This is a genomic window from Mycolicibacterium sp. SMGY-1XX (assembly GCF_059132455.1).
In genome coordinates this window covers 7,177,474-7,194,581 of record NZ_CP101139.1, presented here as the reverse complement: position 1 = coordinate 7,194,581, position 17,108 = coordinate 7,177,474, and the positions used below count along the sequence as shown (strand labels likewise).

At 65.7% G+C, this 17,108-nt stretch carries 15 protein-coding genes; 13 read left to right on the top strand and 2 right to left on the bottom strand.

The genetic code is table 11. The features are described from left to right. Positions 1 to 44: 44 nt before the first annotated feature. Positions 45 to 1,397: an MFS transporter gene (locus tag NL241_RS34355; RefSeq protein WP_494396381.1), complete on the bottom strand. Its 1,353-nt coding sequence runs from the start codon at positions 1,395 to 1,397 to the stop codon at positions 45 to 47. Positions 1,398 to 1,734: 337 nt separating this feature from the next. Between NL241_RS34355 and NL241_RS34350 the strand changes: the two genes are divergently transcribed. The 11 genes from NL241_RS34350 to NL241_RS34300 all read left to right on the top strand — a co-directional run bounded on the left by NL241_RS34350 (position 1,735) and on the right by NL241_RS34300 (position 13,544). Further along, a complete protein-coding gene (locus NL241_RS34350; protein WP_494396380.1) occupies positions 1,735 to 2,952 on the top strand; it encodes a CaiB/BaiF CoA transferase family protein in 1,218 nt (405 codons plus the stop codon). Next, a complete protein-coding gene (locus NL241_RS34345; protein ID WP_494396379.1) occupies positions 2,949 to 4,334 on the top strand; it encodes an aldehyde dehydrogenase (NADP(+)) in 1,386 nt (461 codons plus the stop codon). Before NL241_RS34350 ends, NL241_RS34345 begins: the two co-directional genes overlap by 4 nt. Then, the gene (locus NL241_RS34340; RefSeq protein WP_494396378.1) at positions 4,331 to 5,434 is read left to right on the top strand and encodes an extracellular solute-binding protein; all 1,104 of its coding nucleotides are present in this window, start codon (positions 4,331 to 4,333) and stop codon (positions 5,432 to 5,434) included. The genes NL241_RS34345 and NL241_RS34340 overlap by 4 nt, the downstream gene beginning before the upstream one ends. Beyond that, positions 5,431 to 6,216 carry an enoyl-CoA hydratase/isomerase family protein gene (locus NL241_RS34335; protein ID WP_494396377.1) on the top strand — a complete coding sequence of 262 codons (786 nt, stop codon included), beginning with the start codon at positions 5,431 to 5,433 and terminating at the stop codon, positions 6,214 to 6,216. Before NL241_RS34340 ends, NL241_RS34335 begins: the two co-directional genes overlap by 4 nt. Positions 6,217 to 6,227: 11 nt before the next feature. Next, positions 6,228 to 7,403 (top strand): fumarylacetoacetate hydrolase family protein, encoded by a 1,176-nt coding sequence (locus tag NL241_RS34330; protein ID WP_487691998.1) that lies wholly within the window; start codon positions 6,228 to 6,230, stop codon positions 7,401 to 7,403. Continuing rightward, positions 7,400 to 8,161 (top strand): SDR family oxidoreductase, encoded by a 762-nt coding sequence (locus NL241_RS34325; protein WP_494396376.1) that lies wholly within the window; start codon positions 7,400 to 7,402, stop codon positions 8,159 to 8,161. Before NL241_RS34330 ends, NL241_RS34325 begins: the two co-directional genes overlap by 4 nt. A gap of 121 nt (positions 8,162 to 8,282) precedes the next feature. Beyond that, on the top strand, positions 8,283 to 8,573 hold the full coding sequence (gene rpsF / locus NL241_RS34320; protein WP_327532011.1) for a 30S ribosomal protein S6: 291 nt from the start codon (positions 8,283 to 8,285) through the stop codon (positions 8,571 to 8,573). A 100-nt stretch (positions 8,574 to 8,673) separates the two neighbouring features. Next, positions 8,674 to 9,189 carry a single-stranded DNA-binding protein gene (locus NL241_RS34315; RefSeq protein WP_487691996.1) on the top strand — a complete coding sequence of 172 codons (516 nt, stop codon included), beginning with the start codon at positions 8,674 to 8,676 and terminating at the stop codon, positions 9,187 to 9,189. A gap of 47 nt (positions 9,190 to 9,236) precedes the next feature. After that, positions 9,237 to 9,494: a 30S ribosomal protein S18 gene (gene rpsR / locus NL241_RS34310; RefSeq protein ID WP_487691994.1), complete on the top strand. Its 258-nt coding sequence runs from the start codon at positions 9,237 to 9,239 to the stop codon at positions 9,492 to 9,494. Positions 9,495 to 9,513: 19 nt separating this feature from the next. Continuing rightward, positions 9,514 to 9,972 carry a 50S ribosomal protein L9 gene (rplI, locus tag NL241_RS34305; RefSeq protein WP_487691993.1) on the top strand — a complete coding sequence of 153 codons (459 nt, stop codon included), beginning with the start codon at positions 9,514 to 9,516 and terminating at the stop codon, positions 9,970 to 9,972. 494 nt (positions 9,973 to 10,466) lie between these two features. Then, complete coding sequence (locus NL241_RS34300) at positions 10,467 to 13,544, top strand: replicative DNA helicase (protein ID WP_494396375.1); 3,078 nt, start codon at positions 10,467 to 10,469, stop codon at positions 13,542 to 13,544. Positions 13,545 to 14,426: 882 nt separating this feature from the next. On the opposite strand, the gene NL241_RS34295 is transcribed toward NL241_RS34300, so the two are convergent. Continuing rightward, a complete protein-coding gene (locus tag NL241_RS34295; protein WP_494396374.1) occupies positions 14,427 to 15,077 on the bottom strand; it encodes a TetR/AcrR family transcriptional regulator in 651 nt (216 codons plus the stop codon). 377 nt (positions 15,078 to 15,454) lie between these two features. Here NL241_RS34295 and NL241_RS34290 point away from each other — a divergent pair, with 377 nt between their 5' ends. Further along, on the top strand, positions 15,455 to 16,249 hold the full coding sequence (locus tag NL241_RS34290) for an SDR family NAD(P)-dependent oxidoreductase (RefSeq protein ID WP_494396373.1): 795 nt from the start codon (positions 15,455 to 15,457) through the stop codon (positions 16,247 to 16,249). Between the two features lies 1 nt (position 16,250). Continuing rightward, a complete protein-coding gene (locus NL241_RS34285; protein ID WP_494396372.1) occupies positions 16,251 to 17,108 on the top strand; it encodes an LLM class F420-dependent oxidoreductase in 858 nt (285 codons plus the stop codon).

Here is a 17,108-nt window from a genome sequence, read left to right as displayed (position 1 = left end):
CGAAGCGATCGTATCGGTGGGGGCCGTGGCCGGTTGCGGTGAGATCAGCGAGCGCTCACGGTGCTGTCCGTGGCGGTCTCGCCGCCTGCACCCGACGGCGGCGCCGGATCTGCTTCGTAGCCGCTGATGTCGTGATTGGTCTCCGGGGCCTTCCACATCGAGAACGCGGACACCCCGGCCAGGATCGCCACCAGTCCCGCGACCAGCCACGGGCTGCCACCGCTGGCGGCCACCAGCGCGGTGGCGATCAGCGGCAGGGGCCCACCGACCAGCGCCGAGGTGGACTCGCGGGCAGCGGCGATGCCGGAGAAGCGCACCTCGGCGGGGAAGTACTCGGCGTAGAAGGAGGCTTGGACGCCGAAGATCGCACGGTCGGCGATGTGCGCGACGATCACCGCGAGGTAGAGCAGCGCGATGTTGCCGAGGTTGATGATCAGGAAGAACGGTACGACGAACGCGATCAGGAACAGTGCGCCGCCGATCACCACCGGCCGTCGCCCAATCCGGTCTGAGAGGCGGCCCCAGAACACGGTGGCGATGGAGCCGATCAGGCCGCTGAGCATGATGCCCACCAGGGAGGCGACCGTCGGATACCCCAGGGTGTTGATGGCGTACGACAGGGCGAAGGTCTGGAAGATGTAGGTCAGCGAGCCGCCGAAGTTCACCCCCGCGGCGATGAGGACCATCTTCGGGTGCTGGGTGAGCAGTCGGCGCATCGGGGATTCGTCGCGGTTGCGCACCTTCTTCTCGATGCGCTTGTAATCCTCGGTCTCCTCCATCCGCACCCGGATGAACAGAGCGATGATCAGACCAACTGCGCTGAACAGGAACGGGATTCGCCATCCCCAGGACTGGAAGGCATCCTCGGGAAGCAGGGCGAACAGCGCGAACATGCCGGTGGCGAGCATCATGGCTACGTCCACGCCGGCGGCCGGGATGGAGGTGAAGAAGCCGCGGCTGCTGCGGCCGCTCTCACCGGCCACCACCACCGCGCCGCCGTATTCGGCACCGGCGCCGAAGCCCTGGATCATGCGCAGCAGGATCAGCAGCGCGGGTGCCCAGTACCCGATCGCGTCGAAGTTCGGCAGCAGGCCGATCAGGATGGTGCTGACGCCCATGATGGTGACCGTCAGCAGCAGCACCGGTTTGCGGCCGATCCGGTCTCCGAGGTTGCCCAGCACCAGGCCACCCAGCGGCCGGACCACGAAGCCGATCGCGTACGTGGCGAAGGCGATCATGGTGCCCACCGTCGGGCTCACGTCGCCGAAGAACTGTTTGTTGAAGATCAGCACAGCGGCCGAGGAGTACAGGAAGAAGTCGTACCACTCGATCACCGTCCCGGCGGCACTCGCGGAGACGGGGACCCACCGCTTCTTGTCGATCACGCGTCGATTCATCGTTCTGACTTTCTCCGTACGACGGGATGGTTAGCGCTAACTTATGTGAGCGATGACTCGGGACAGTAGTGGTCTGACTCACAGGAGTCAACAGTGGGGGTATCGGATCTCAGGCAACATGCCAGCCGGCGGCGTGCGTGCGGCTCGACTTGAAAGTGTGTGCCATGTCTTTGCTTTCGTGCGTGATCAGCAGGTTCGGGGCAGAAGGAACGGCGTATCAAGCCCTGCGGCCACCGTCGCGAGGCGGCACCGTGCGCCATCACCGTTGCGACAACCGTGATGGCAGCGCTAACATCAGCCACATCCGAATGTGGCGGCAGCCACACGAGCCGAGTCGATGGAGAGCATCACCATGAAAGTGCTGGAGGGCATTCGCGTCCTGGACCTGTCCATTGCCATGGCAGGGCCTCTGGCGGCGCAGAAGCTCGCCGACCTCGGCGCCGACGTCATCAAGGTCGAACCCTTGACAGGGGAGTGGCAGCGGCATGTGGCAGCGGGCGGCGCGCGGGGCAGTCAGGTCAACGCCTCCTTCCTGTCGCTGAACCGCAACAAGCGCTCATTGTCGTTGAACCTCAAGAGCGATGCCGGTCGGGAGGTGCTCTACGAGCTCGTCAAGAGCGCCGACGTTTTTCTGCAGAATTACCGCCCCGGCGTGGCGGCCCGTCTCGGTGTCGACTACCCCACCCTGCGTGACCTCAAGTCGGACCTGGTGTACATCTCGATGTCCGGGTACGGCGAGTCCGGGCCCTATACCGCCCGGCCGGGCCAGGACGTGTTGCTGCAGGCCATGAGCGGCGGGCTGGCGAGCGGCCGCCGGCACGGTGAACCGCCCCGGCCCGCGCCCTTCTTCATGGCCGACGCGTTCACGGGATACTCGGCGTTCGAAGGTGCCATGGCCGCGCTGTTTCACCGCGAGCGCACCGGCGAGGGCCAGCTGGTCGAAGTCAACATGCTCGACGCGGTGATCGCGGCCCAGATGCAGGAGCTGAGCATCTCGACCGTCGGGCACATCCGGCAAGAGCCGAGTACACAGATCCACGCGCACTCCTACATCCGTGCGCCCTACGGGATCTTCCCCACCGCGGACGATTTCGTGGCACTGGCCTTCGCCGAGATGAACACCCTCGCCAAGGTGTTCGGCGACGACCGGTTCCTGGCGTTCGAGGCCGAACGGGACGGATTCACCCACCGCGACGAGATCTCGGCGCTGGTCACCGAGAACCTGCTGACCAACACCGCCGAGCATTGGATCGGCGCCCTGGGCGCCGAAGGGGTGTGGGTGGGGCCGGTCTACGACTACCAGCAACTGCTCGACGATCCCCAGGTGCAGCACAACAAGTCCTTCGTCACCTACGACCATCCCACCGAGGGAACGGTCACCACACCGGGGTTCGCGTTCCGGCTCGCCGCGCAGGCGCAGGAGGTGTATCGCCCCGCTCCGCTCAACGGCCAGCACACCGCGGAGATCCTCGACGAACTCGGGCTCAGCCCGACGCAGATTCGCGAACTGGAATCGGCGAACGCCGTGCACTGCCTGGATTCGGTGACCCGGTGAGCGCCGATGAGGTGGAGGTGGTCCTGGCCGCCGCCGAGCGCGCGCGTACAGGTGCTTTCCGCGCGTCCGCCAAACGCAGGGCGGCGTGGCTGACCGCGATCGCGGACGGACTGGACGCCCATGCCGACGACCTGGTGACCCTCGCCGGTCACGAGACGCGACTCCCCGAAGGACGTCTCCGGAACGAACTGCGGCGCACCACGTTCCAGGCGCGGCTGTTTGCCGACGAGCTGGCAGCGGGGACGTTGCTGCAGACCCGGGTGGACGTCGCGGACCCCGACTGGCCGATGGGTCCGCGACCGGATATCCGGCGCACCCACGTGCCCATCGGTCCGGTTCTGGTGTTCGCGGCCAGTAACTTTCCCTTCGCGTTCTCGGTGGCCGGTGGCGACACCGTCAGCGCGCTGGCGGCCGGGTGTCCGGTGGTGGTCAAGGCCCATGAGGGGCACCCCGATCTGTCCCGCCTGACCGCCCGCATCGTCACCGAACAGCTGGCGGCCGCGGGTGCGCCTGCGGGTCTCTTCGGACTCATCGAAGGACAGCAGGCCGGGGTTCTTGCCGTGCAGGACAGCCGCATCCGTGCCGTCGGATTCACCGGCTCCGAGGCCGGCGGCCGCGCTCTGTTCGACCTCGCGGTCTCCCGACCGGATCCGATCCCGTTCTACGGTGAGCTCGGCAGCACCAACCCTGTGTTGGTCACCGAGGCCGGATGGCGGGAACGCGCCGACGAGATCGTCTCCGGTTTTGTCGCCTCCTTCACCTTGGGCAGCGGTCAGTTCTGCACCCAGCCGGGTGTGGTTCTGGTGCCCGACACCAACGAGTTCGTGGCCCGCGTGCAGCTTCCCGCGGTGGGCCCGATGCTCAACAAGCGCATCGCCGCGGGTTTCGAGTCCAGTTCGGCCGCGCTGGCCGGTCGCGACGACGTAGCGGTGGCATTGGTGGGCCCGAAGGCGGCAGACGCGCCCGCCGCGCAGCTGCTGACCACCACGGCAGAACGGGTGCTGGCCGACCCGGCTCTGGTCACCACCGAGATGTTCGGGCCCGCATCGATTCTGGTGCAGTACGGGAGCCCGGCCCAGGCGCTGGGCGTCCTGGAACTGTTCGACGGCACCCTCACCGCCACGCTCCAGGGCGGTGCTGAAGTGGACGGGCAGGCGCTGGACGCCCTCGAGGTCCTGAGCCTGCGTGCTGGGCGCATCATCTGGAACGACTGGCCCACCGGGGTCACCGTCAGCGACGCCCAGCAGCACGGCGGGCCGTGGCCGGCCACCACGGCGCCATGGAGCACCTCGGTGGGTACGGCCGCGGCGGCCCGGTTCGCGCGTCCGGTCGCTTTCCAGAACATGCCCGCGGACGGTCTGCCTGTCGAGTTGCGCTCGTGACCGGTTTTCTGGGCCTGACCTGGGACCATCCCCGCGGTTACCAGGCGCTGCGGGCCGCGGCCGACGCCGGCGACGTTCGAATCCGTTGGGACGTGCAACCTCTGGAGGGCTTCGAGGCGGCCCCCATCGGGTCGACCGCCCAGCGCTACGACCTGATCGTGCTCGACCATCCACACCTGGGTGAAGCGTTGGCCCAGGGCGCACTGCAGCCGGTCGATCAGTTGTTCACCGCAGCCGAGGTGGCGGCCTGGCGCGCCACCAGCGCCGGCCCGTCGGCGCAGTCCTACGTCGTGGACGACACCCTGTGGGCCTTGCCGTTGGACGCCGCCACCCAGGTGTCGGTACGCGCCGACACCGGCATCCCTCTGCCGGACACCTGGGATGAGGCAGTGGAACTGTCCCGCGACGTCCGCGCAGTCGTGCCCACCACCGGTCCGCACCTGTTCCTGACGTTGTGCGCCATTGCCGTCGGCGACGGCGCCCGGCCCGGCACCGGTGCGCAGTTCCTCGATGAGGACCAGGTGGGCGCCGCCCTGGAAACGTTGCGGCACTTCGTTCCCGCGCATCCGGGCAGCGCAACGCACAACCCCATCACCGTGCTGGAGCAGATGACCGGCTCCGACGGCCCCCGGTACTGCCCGCATGTCTACGGTTATGTGAACTACGCCGGCGCCCTGCGGTTCGGGGACGCGCCGCGCGGACGCAGCGGCCGGCGCGGCTCTGTCCTGGGCGGCACCGGTATCGCCTTCACCGCGCGCTGCCGGCCCGACGCCGCTCTGCTCGAGCACGTGAAGTGGCTGCTGCGGCCTGAGGTGCAGCGCGGATTCCTGGTCGCCAACGCGGGCCAGCCCGGTTCTGTTGCCGCCTGGGATGATCCGGGTGTCGACGCCGCGGCCCACGGCTTCTACTCCGGTACCCGCGCCACGTTGGACGACGCCTGGATCCGCCCCCGCCACGACGGTGCCATCGCCTTCCAGCAGCGCAGCGCGGACGCGGTGCGCGACTGCGTGTTCGGTCACCGTGACGGCACCCGCCTGGCCGTCACCATCAACGATCTGTACGACGCCTCGCTGGAGGCCCGAGCAAAGGAGCCGGCGTGACCGATTGCCCGTCCTCAGAGGAGATCCTGGTCGAACACGACGGATTCGTGGTGATCCTCACCATCAACCGGCCGCAGAAACTCAACGCCATGACACCGGAGATGGCGGGCGTCCTGGTCGAGGCCATCTCGTGGTGCAACAGCAGTGATTCGGTGCGGGCCATCGTGTTGACCGGTGCGGGACAGCGCGCCTTCAGTGCCGGATCGGACATCCGCGCGCTCGACGGCTATGCCACCCCGTGGGATTTCCGCAACCGGGTCGACTACTGCGACGCGTTGCGCCGCGCGCAGAAGCCCACCATCGCCGCCGTCAACGGGTACGCATTGGGCGGGGGATTGGAGACCGCCCTCAGCTGTGACATCCGATTGGCCTCGGCCACCGCACAATTCGGGGCTCCGGAGATCAAGCTCGGCTGGATCGGTGGCGGCGGCATGTCGGCGTTCCTGAGCCGTGCCGCGGGCCCGTCCAACGCGGCGCTGATGTTGATGACCGGCGACCCCGTCGACGCCACCCGCGCGCTGGACTGGCACCTGGTCAGCGAGGTCGTCGAACCCGAGGCCCTGGTGCCGCGGGCGCGTGAGCTGGCCACCACCATCGCCTCGCGCGCGCCGGTGGCCGCCGAGACCGCCAAGCTGAACCTGCGCGCGGCCGCCGGGATGTCCGAGGACCAGGCCCTGATCTACGAGCGGGATCTGCAGACCATCTGCTTTGCCACCGAGGACGCCGCCGAAGGGCGAAAAGCCTTCGCCGAGAGGCGCGCTCCCGTGTTCCACCGACGATGAAAGGTTCCGCGATGACCGTCCAGTGGCCGCCCACGGCCGAGCAACTGCTGCCCGTCGACCATGAACAGGCCGTTCTGGTGGGGCGGGTGTTCACCGAGGACGGCCCCTGTGTGGTGACGGTGCGGGGTGGCCGCGTCCTGGATCTCACCCCACTGGTACCCACCATGAGTGCGCTCGCCGAGCTGGACGACCCGGCGGCGTTCGTGCGCCACAGCGGTGGAACCGACTTGGGTTCGCTGGCGGAGGTGATCGCCCACACCCCGGTGGAGCGGCGCCAGAAAGGGGTGCCGCGACTGCTGAGCCCCATCGATCTGCAGGCCGTCAAGGCCGCGGGTGTGACGTTCGCGGTCTCCATGGTGGAGCGGGTCATCGAGGAGCGCTGCCGCGGGGACGCCTCGGCCGCAGCACAGTTCCGCGAACAGCTCGTCGGGCGGGTCGGCAGCGATCTGTCCGCGCTCACGCCCGGGTCCGCCGAGACCGACCGGCTCAAGGACGCGCTCGTCGCCGAGAACGCCTGGAGTCAGTACCTCGAGGTCGGATTGGGTCCGGATGCGGAGATCTTCACCAAGACCGCGCCCATGGCGTCGGTCGGCGCCGGCGTCGACATCGGCGTACACCCCGGTTCCACGTGGAACAACCCGGAACCCGAAGTGGTGCTGCTCATTTCGTCGACATCCACGGTGGTGGGCGCCTGCCTGGGAAATGACGTCAACCTGCGCGATTTCGAGGGGCGCTCGGCGCTGCTGTTGACCAAGGCCAAGGACAACAACGCCTCCGCTGCCATCGGCCCGTTCATCAGGTTGTTCGACCGACACTTCACCATGGAGGACGTGCGCTCCACCCGCGTCACGCTGCGCGTCGAGGGCACCGACGGGTTCGTTCTGAACGGTGAGTCATCCATGACCGAGATCAGCCGCGACCCCTTGGACCTCGTGAGCCAGTTGATGGGCGCTTATCATCAATACCCCGATGGCGCAGTGCTTTTCCTCGGCACCATGTTCGCCCCGGTCGAGGATCGTGATGCGCCGGGCCAGGGTTTCACCCATCACCGCGACGACCTGGTGGTGGTGGGCGCCGACAAGCTCGGCCACCTGGTGAACCGGGTGCGGCCCTGCGATGAGTGCGAGCCGTGGGAGTTCGGGACCTCGGCCTTGTTCCGCAATCTCAGCGAGCGCGGGGTGGTGTGACCGGCCTGTTCGACCTCACCGGAGAAACCGCCCTGGTGACCGGTGGTGGCTCGGGCATCGGGCTGGCCATCGCCACCGGCCTCGCCGAGGCCGGCGCGCGGGTGGTCGTCAACGGCCGTGACCCGGCGCGCGCCGAGGACGCGGTGCAGCGGATCGGTGCCCACCGGGCGCGCGCGTGTTGTTTCGACGTCACCGACGAGGCCGCGGTCGAGGAGGGTGTGGACCAGCTCACCGCCGCCGGCTGGCAGGTGGACATCCTGGTCAACAACGCCGGCATCCAACGCCGGGGGCCGCTGCTGGACGTCTCGTCGGCCGACTGGGACGCCGTGATCAACGGCGATCTGACATCGGTGTTCGTGGTGGCGCGTGCGGTGGCGCGTCGCATGATCGCCAGGGGAACCGGCGGCAAGATCATCAACATCGCCTCCCTGGCCTCGCACTTCACCCGCCGCGACGTGGGCCCGTACACCGCGGCCAAGGGCGGGGTCCGGGCGCTGACGCAGGCGATGACCGCGGAGTGGGCCGGCTTCGGGATCTGTGTGAACGCGTTGGCACCGGGGCATGTGCGCACCGAGATGACACACGCGCTCTCCGAGGATCCCGACTTCGACCGGTGGGTGAGCGCCCGCACCCCCGCGGGCCGGTGGGCCGCCCCGCAGGACCTGGTCGGCCCGGCGGTGTTCCTGGCCTCATCGGCCTCGGACTACGTCAACGGGCAGATCCTCTACGTCGACGGCGGCACCACCGCCACCATGTGAGCTCGCACGATTTCTGTTCACCAGGGGCTTTCCGGTAACCTGGCCCGGTTGCCGACGCAGGCGACCCTCCTGCCACGGACACGCCGTGGCCGCAACGACCATAGGAGGTGATGGGTTTCTCATGCGTCCATACGAAATCATGGTCATTCTCGACCCCACTCTCGACGAGCGCACCGTAGCCCCGTCCCTGGAGACGTTCCTCAACGTCGTCCGGAAAGACGGTGGATCGGTCGACAAGGTGGACATCTGGGGCCGGCGCCGCCTGGCCTACGAGATCGCCAAGCATGCCGAGGGCATCTACGCCGTCGTCGATGTGAAGGCCGAGCCCGCCACGGTGTCCGAGCTCGACCGTCAGCTGAGCCTGAACGAGTCGGTGCTGCGCACCAAGGTGATGCGGACCGACAAGCACTGAAATAAGGACTGTGCTCGTCATAGCGCTGCCGTAGGTTGACCTGCGACCGCGTTTTGCGAACATCGATCCGGCTTGGATCCAAGGGACCTGGAGGACACCAGTGGCTGGTGACACCATCATCACCGTTATCGGAAACCTGACCGCCGACCCGGAGCTGCGTTTCACGCCGTCCGGGGCTGCAGTGGCCAATTTCACGGTGGCATCGACCCCGCGCCAGTTCGACCGTCAGACCAATGAATGGAAGGACGGCGAAGCGCTGTTCCTCCGCTGCAACATCTGGCGGGAGGCGGCCGAGAACGTCGCGGAGAGCCTCACTCGCGGGTCGCGGGTGATCGTCTCCGGTCGGCTCAAGCAGCGTTCCTTCGAAACCCGCGAGGGTGAGAAGCGCACGGTGGTCGAGCTCGAGGTCGACGAGATCGGTCCCTCGCTGCGCTACGCCACGGCCAAGGTCAACAAGGCCAGCCGCAGTGGCGGCGGTGGCGGTGGTGGCTTCGGCGGCGGTGGAGGCGGGAACTCCCGTCCGGCCGCGGCGTCCGCCGGCCCTGCCGACGACCCCTGGGGCAGTGCCCCGGCATCGGGTTCGTTCGGCGGCAGCGATGACGAGCCTCCCTTCTGAGCCGTTCCGGCCCAACAACTTCGAAGCATTTCTGAAAGAGAATCAACATGGCTAAGTCCAGCAACAAGAGGCGGCCGGCGCCTGAGAAGCCGGTCAAGACCCGCAAGTGCGTGTTCTGCTCCAAGAAGGGCGCGAACATCGACTACAAGGACACCGCGCTGCTGCGTACCTACATCAGCGAGCGGGGCAAGATCCGTGCCCGGCGCGTGACCGGCAACTGCGTTCAGCACCAGCGCGATATCGCGGTGGCTGTGAAGAACGCTCGCGAGGTTGCGTTGCTGCCCTTCGGGTCGTCGACGCGCTAAGGCAACAGGGAGCGAATCAATGAAACTCATTCTCACCGCCGAGGTGGACCACCTGGGATCCGCCGGCGACACCGTTGAGGTCAAGGACGGCTACGGCCGTAACTTCCTGCTGCCCCGTGGGCTGGCCATCGTGGCCACCCGTGGCGCGCAGCGTCAGGCTGACGACATCCGCCGGGCCCGCGACACCAAGGCCGTGCGCGATCTCGATCACGCCAAGGAGCTCAAGACCGCCATCGAGGCGCTGGGCCCCGTGCAGCTGACCGTCAAGACCGCTGGTGACTCCGGCAAGCTGTTCGGCTCGGTCACCCCGGCCGACGTCGTGTCCGCCATCAAGAAGGCCGGCGGGCCGAACCTGGAGAAGCGGACCGTGCACCTGCCCAAGGCGCACATCAAGTCCATCGGCTCGCACATCGTCGAGGTGCGCCTGCACCACGACGTGACTGCCAACGCCTCGTTGGACGTCGTTGCCGCCAGCTGACCGCTTGAATTAACTCTCGCGTCAATACGCCCCGGTCGGAGCCACCACGGCTCCCACCGGGGCGTTGCTGTTCTCTCTGGCGAACTCTCCGCAGGAGCAAGAATCCAGCGAACCTAACTTGCTGTTCATTTTCCGCACAAGACCAGGCAACACAACACGCCCGAAACGGCAACCAGGCTCGACACGCCGGGCGGATTTCCATCCACAGAACCCGCAAGTGTCTATGGTGCGTTCATCAGCGGTAACACCGGAAAAATCCATGTTCGTCCACAAGTTCTCCCCAACCACTCAACATCACTGTCCACGGCTATCCACATTCGCTCCACAGGTTCATCAACAACCTTCATTGGACCCCGCCCCAGCAACCGTCTACCGTCATGCGGGCGCGTCACGGCGCCGCGTCAGCCGGGGGAATGTCAGAGGTGTGATTTACCGTCGGCGCCATGGAGTCGAACGCAAGTTCGAGAACGTCTGGGAGGAGGCGGGAGCGCGGCATGGCCGTAGTGGACGATCTCGGGCACCCCGATATGGATGCACCGCCGCCGAACGAGGATTTCGGTCGCCAGCCCCCGCAGGACATGGCTGCCGAGCAGTCGGTGCTGGGCGGGATGCTGCTGAGCAAGGACGCCATTGCCGACGTGGTCGAGCGCCTGCGTCCCGGTGACTTCTACCGCCCCGCGCACCAGAACGTCTACGACGCGATCCTCGACCTGTACGGCCGCGGTGAGCCTGCCGACGCCGTCACCGTCGCGGCCGAACTCGACCGGCGCGGTCTTCTCAAGCGCGTCGGCGGGGCGCCCTACGTGCACACCCTGATCTCCACCGTGCCCACCGCCGCCAATGCCGGCTACTACGCCGATATCGTCGCTGAGAAGGCGCTGCTGCGCCGTCTGGTGGAGGCCGGTACCCGCGTGGTGCAGTACGGCTACGCCGGGGCTGAGGGTGCCGATGTGGCCGAGGTGGTCGACCGGGCCCAGGCCGAGATCTACGACGTGGTCGAGCGGCGCTCGTCCGACGACTTCATGCCGCTGGAAGACCTGCTGCAGCCGACCATGGACGAGATCGACGCCATCGCCTCCAACGGCGGCCTGGCGCGTGGTGTGCCCACCGGCTTCACCGAACTCGACGAGGTCACCAACGGCCTGCACGCCGGGCAGATGATCATCGTGGCGGCCCGGCCCGGTGTGGGTAAGGCGCTGGCGCTCAACACGCCGCTGCCGACGCCGACAGGCTGGACCACCATGGGTGAGGTCGCCGTCGGTGACGAGTTGGTGGGTCCCGACGGGCTGCCGACGCGTGTGGTCGCGGCCACGGAGATCATGCTCGGTCGGCCCTGCTACGAGGTCGAGTTCTCCGACGGCACGGTGATCGTGGCCGACGAGCAGCACCAGTGGCCCACCGCCTACGGCGTGCAGACCACCTCGATGCTGCACACCGACAGCATTGTCACCGCGCCTCAGGCGCAAGGTGCGGGAGCGGCCGTGCTGGCGCCGTCGGTCACCGTCGGCGCGGTGCGCCGCATTCCCAGCGTGGCCGTGCGCTGCGTGCAGGTGGACAACGACGAGCACGTGTACCTCGCCGGCGCCGGCAGGATCCCCACCCACAACTCCACTCTGGGCCTGGACTTCATGCGGTCCTGCTCCATCAAGCACCGGATGGCCAGCGTCATCTTCTCGCTGGAAATGAGCAAGTCCGAGATCGTCATGCGCCTGTTGTCGGCGGAGGCGAAGATCAAGCTCGGCGATATGCGCTCGGGCCGGATGACCGATGACGACTGGACGCGGCTGGCGCGGCGGATGTCGGAGATCTCCGAGGCGCCGCTCTACATCGACGACTCGCCGAACCTCACCATGATGGAAATCCGTGCCAAGGCAAGGCGTTTGCATCAGAAGGCGGATCTGCGGCTCATCGTCGTCGACTACCTGCAGCTGATGAGTTCGGGTAAGAAGGTCGATTCCCGTCAGCAGGAAGTGTCGGAGTTCTCGCGAAACCTCAAACTGATGGCCAAAGAACTCGAGGTTCCGGTCATCGCGATCAGCCAGCTGAACCGTGGACCCGAGCAGCGCACCGACAAGCGCCCTCAGGTCTCTGACCTGCGCGAGTCGGGCTGCATGACGGCCAACACCCGCATCCTGCGCGCCGACACCGGCGCAGAGGTCACCTTCGGTGAGCTGATGGCCACCGGAGAGCGGCCGCTGGTGTGGTCCCTGGATGACCGCAAGCGCATGGTGGCCCGGCCGATGACCAACGTATTCGCCAGCGGCCACAAGGAAGTCTTCAGACTGCGCCTGGCGTCGGGTCGTGAGGTCGAGGCCACGGCCAACCACCCGTTCATGACGCTCGACGGCTGGGTCCCTCTGGGTGAGCTCGAGCTCGGTGACCGGCTGGCCGCACCGCGCCGCGTTCCCGAGCCGGTGCACACGCAGCGCATGGCCGAGCACGAGATCATCATGCTGGCGCACATGATCGGTGACGGGTCGTGTGTGAAGCGCCAACCCATCCGTTACGCCAGCATTGACGAGGCCAATCTCGTCGCAGTCACCAACGCCGCCAAGCACTTCGGTGTCACCGCGGTGCGCGACGAGTACCCGGCCGCTCGGGTGACGAGCCTGCGGATGCCCGCGCCTTACCGGCTGACGCACGGTAAGCGGAATCCCATTGCCGCCTGGCTCGACAGACTTGGCCTGTTCGGCAAGCGTAGTTACGAGAAGTTCGTTCCCGCTGAGGTTTTCGCGCTGCCGAATGATCAGGTGGCGTTGTTCCTGCGGCATCTGTGGGCGACGGACGGATCGGTGCGCTGGGATGCCAAGGCGAAGCAGGGCCGGATCTACTATGCCTCCACCAGTCGGCGGCTGATCGATGACGTCGCGCAACTGCTGCTGCGTTGCGGCATCTTCGCCCGTATCAAGCCGGCCAACAAGGCGGGGTATCGTCCGTGCTGGCACCTGTACATCTACGGTGCGGAGAACCAGAAGCGTTTCGTCACGCACGTCGGTGTGCACGGTGCGCGGGGCGTTGCCGCCAGCAAGGTGCTCGCGGAGATCGATACGCTGGAGGGGAATCCGAACTCCGACACCGTGCCCAAAGAGGTATGGACGCAGGTGCGTACAGCGTTGGCTGACAAGAACATCTCGCACCGCGCGTTCGCCGAGTCCATGGGCACCAAGTTCTGCGGCTCTACCATGTGGAAGCATTCGCCGAGCCGGGCGCGCCTGCACCGGGCTGCGGCCATTCTCGACGATCGTGGCACCATCCATGACCTTGCGACCAACGATGTGTACTGGGACGAGATCGTCGAAATCTCTTCTCTCGGAACGCAAGACGTGTTCGACGGCACGGTGCCGGGTACCAGTAACTTCGTGGCACAAGGTATTTCAGCTCACAACTCGCTGGAACAAGATGCGGATATGGTCATTCTTTTGCACCGTCCCGATGCGTTCGATCGCGACGACCCCCGTGGCGGTGAGGCCGACGTGATCCTGGGCAAGCACCGCAACGGTCCGACGAAGACCATCACCGTTGCGCACCAGCTGCATTTCTCGAGGTTCACCAATATGGCGCACGGGGGATAACTGCTTGTGGTTTCTCAAGTTTGATGTCCAATTCTCAAGTGAAATGTCCAGACGATGTCCAATTGGACATAAAAGTGAGATTTTCGATGCCTCCGGACTGACGAGAGGGGGCGTCGGAGCGGTCTTTATGGAGTGGCTTCGCATTGGAAGCCAACACTAGAGCTGCTCTTGAGAATCATTGCGCTGCAGCGTTGTTGAAATCAACGGTCGCACGGTCAGCCTTGCAAGCTTGTCAAGGACTAGGTGTTGGGTGGGCACACGACGCGGGGCGCACCACCTACAGGCGCCTTTGACGGCAGTGAGCGCCTACCACTCATCCAGCGGCAGCCCGCTGCCGTTTGAACGCTCTCCTAGTTCAAGCCCGTGGCAGAATTTGCCGCCCACGAAAACTGTGCAAGGCGCGTCCCATGGTCCAGTACCGGGGTGATCTCGAATAGTAGGTTGCGGTGGGGTTTTCGGCCATAGCCGAGTCACTAGCCGATGACGCTCGAAGGGGTGCTTCCGGGTGATCGCGCGGAAGCGAGCTTCGCGAACCCTGCTCAACGGTGTGAGTTCCGTTGGCCCATGGAGAATCCTGGTGGCTGAACGAGGGCATGAAATTCAGCACGTTAGCTGATCCCGTGGCGGCCGACGCGCTGGATTGGGCTCGGGCGGGCGGAGCGCCTGGAATGCTGAGCATCGCGACAACAGCAGTCACCGCCACCGCGCGTCCACCATTACGACTCATCGAATTGCTCAAGGTGTCCTCCCTCACGTCGGCATTCCGCGGCGATAGAGACCATTCGGCGACAGCCGTCCGTGGCGGAGCCATGTTGAACGCGAAACGGTGCGCCCGTTCGCTCGGAATTGGAACTGTTGGTAGATGAACTCGTATTCGTGCGGCTATCGCGTGGTTTGCCGCTCAGGGTGTTCGACCACCACAAGCAGCCCTATGAGTACGCGGAGTTCGCGTTGCACCTTGACGCTACTGTTGTCGATTAGCCACTGCAGCAGTAAGCCCTCCCAAGCGGCAACGACCAGCTTCGCGGCACTGCTGGGAATGACTCCCGGCCGCAATCGTCCTTCGCGCTTGAGATCGATGAACGCGCCCGTGAGGTCGCGGCGCACCGTGTCGTATCGGCGGGAGACAAACTCATGGGCCGGGTGGGCTGAGTCGGTCGCTTCGGCTGCGAGGCGGGTGAAGAGCTCGGCGTAGACCTTTGTTTGATCGTCTTGGAAGTCGACGGCCAGAAGCAGCGCTTCGAGCGCATCTTCCGCGTTTGCCAAGCTGGACCGGGTATGCACTTCCCGCTCTTCAAGCAGCGCGGCAAGTAGTGCACTCTTGCTCGGAAAATGGTGCAGCACTGAGGCTTCTGCCATTCCGGCGCGAGTCGCGACCGCGCGCACAGTGCCAGAGTTGTAGCCCATTCGCGTGAACACCTGCAATACTGCGGCGAGGATCTGATCTCTGCGCCCCGCCGACTTGGCGTAGGCGCGACGAGAGCCGCCACTGCCTGCAGCGCGATCGCCGGCGCGTGGGCGGTCCGCGTTCACCTCACTGGAGCCTCCTGTCATAAAACCGAGTATGCATTCGATTTTGATGGCGCGGACACGGCTTCCGCATCACACCTCCTCGATCACTCGGTGGTACGTCTCGTCGCAGGGCTAGGCGGGGCGAACAAAATAGATGGGTAAGACGGGCCCGGCAAGGCTTGCAAGCTCGTGGCGGACGGCCAGGAGTGCGGTCGTCCGTTGAGTGGGAACTGGGTAATAGAAGATCCGTCACCGCGCTAGCGTCCCGGTGGGCGCATCCCGACCGACGCCAGGATCATGCCTTCACGACGTCGGTTGGGCCAGTCCGCTGGTCCTGCGCCCTCGTGTCGCTCGCGATTCGGGCTTTGTCCAGCTTTTTACGCCAGGGATAGGATGTCATGACTGATTTGGCCAAGCACGGGCCGTGGGCAGTTGTTGCCGGGGGCTCGGAGGGTGTGGGCTCAGAGTTTGCGCGGATGCTCGCTGAGGACGGTTTCGATCTGGTGATCATCGCTCGCAAGCCGGCTCCGCTCGAACAGACCGCCCAAATGTGTCGCGACCTCGGCGTGCAGGTGCGAACGCTCTCCGTCGATCTGCTCGAACAGGCTTCGGTGGAGAAGATTGCGACGGCCACTGCTGACATCGAGGTCGGCTTGCTGATCTACAACGCCGGCGCCAGTACGTGCAACGAGCCGTTTCTGCAAGCTGATCTAGTCGACTTTCAGAAGGTCATCGACCTCAACGTAACGCGCATGATGGCCCTGACCCAGCTGTTCGGCCGGCCGATGGTGGCGCGCGGACGCGGTGCCATCATGATCGTTGGGTCGCTTTCGGGTTACATGGGCGCCGATAGGCATTCGGTTTACTCCGGCGCCAAGGCGTTTTCACGTATGTTCGCCGAAAGTTTGTGGCTGGAATTGCGAGACCACAATGTCGATGTGCTCGAACTCGTGCTCGGCGTAACCCGGACTCCTGCGATGGAGCGCATCGGCCTGAACTTCGACGCTCCCGGAATGCTCGTCAATACTCCCACCGAAGTTGCTCGCGAAGGTTTGGACAGTCTCGCTCACGGACCTGTGGTCGTAGCGGGTGGCAACGCCGAGCGCGCGGTGGCAAACAGCGCGCCAGACCGTGCCCGCGTGGTGCTGGACGCACATGAGGCTATCCGTGAACTCATGAAACTTCGCAGCTAGAATGCGACTTGGATTGTCAAGCCCGGTCGTTGTGCAGGTGCCCGGTGTTTCCTCGGAGTGGGAGCCGTTTGCGTCCATCGAGGACCTTGCCGGCATCGCCGAGGTAGCCGACCAACTGGGGTTCGACTTCCTCACCTGTTCCGAGCACGTCGCGATTCCCGCCGGCGTGGCCAACGTCCGGGGCGCCGTGTACTGGGATCCTCTGGCTACGTTGGGATATCTTGCGGCACGAACCACTCAGATCCGGCTTGCCACCGCAGTCTTGGTCCTGGGTTATCACCATCCGCTGGAGATCGCGAAGCGATACGGGACGTTAGATCGGGTGAGCGGTGGACGGTTGGTCCTGGGTGTCGGAATAGGGTCCTTAACAGAAGAATTCGAGCTTCTCGGCGCGCGATTCGATCGGCGTGGCGCTCGCGCAGACGACGCCTTGCGCGCGCTTAGGGCTGCGTTCTCGACTGAAACGCCGGATTTTGAGGGTGATTTCTACTCGTTTTCGCAAATGACGGTGTTGCCGAGGCCGATTCAGCCTCGGGTACCTATTTGGGTAGGCGGACGGTCAGTGGCATCGTTGCATCGCGCCACCAGCCTCGCCGACGGATGGATGCCGTTCGGACTGGATAGTGCGGCGATTTCGCAACTACTTGCTCGCGTCGACATCCCAAGCGGGTTCGACATTGTCCTGGCCAGCGCCAGCGCTATGGATCCCGAATCCGATCCTGCTGGAACGCGCCACCGACTGCTCGAGCTGCGCACCGCAGGGGCGACGATGGTGAGTTGCAGCATCGCCGCTCGCTCGTCCGAGCACTACTGTACACAGCTGTCCTTGCTCAGAGGCCTGGCTGACACCATCGAGTGA

What these genes read in the sequence shown, in the direction of transcription:
- NL241_RS34355 (WP_494396381.1), bottom strand. Translation starts at nt 1,397, where the DNA reads ATGAATCGACGCGTGATCGACAAGAAGCGGTGGGTCCCCGTCTCCGCG.
- NL241_RS34350 (WP_494396380.1), top strand. Translation starts at nt 1,735, where the DNA reads ATGGAGAGCATCACCATGAAAGTGCTGGAGGGCATTCGCGTCCTGGAC.
- NL241_RS34330 (WP_487691998.1), top strand. Translation starts at nt 6,228, where the DNA reads ATGACCGTCCAGTGGCCGCCCACGGCCGAGCAACTGCTGCCCGTCGAC.
- rpsF (WP_327532011.1), top strand. Translation starts at nt 8,283, where the DNA reads ATGCGTCCATACGAAATCATGGTCATTCTCGACCCCACTCTCGACGAG.
- rpsR (WP_487691994.1), top strand. Translation starts at nt 9,237, where the DNA reads ATGGCTAAGTCCAGCAACAAGAGGCGGCCGGCGCCTGAGAAGCCGGTC.
- rplI (WP_487691993.1), top strand. Translation starts at nt 9,514, where the DNA reads ATGAAACTCATTCTCACCGCCGAGGTGGACCACCTGGGATCCGCCGGC.
- NL241_RS34300 (WP_494396375.1), top strand. Translation starts at nt 10,467, where the DNA reads ATGGCCGTAGTGGACGATCTCGGGCACCCCGATATGGATGCACCGCCG.
- NL241_RS34290 (WP_494396373.1), top strand. Translation starts at nt 15,455, where the DNA reads ATGACTGATTTGGCCAAGCACGGGCCGTGGGCAGTTGTTGCCGGGGGC.
- NL241_RS34285 (WP_494396372.1), top strand. Translation starts at nt 16,251, where the DNA reads ATGCGACTTGGATTGTCAAGCCCGGTCGTTGTGCAGGTGCCCGGTGTT.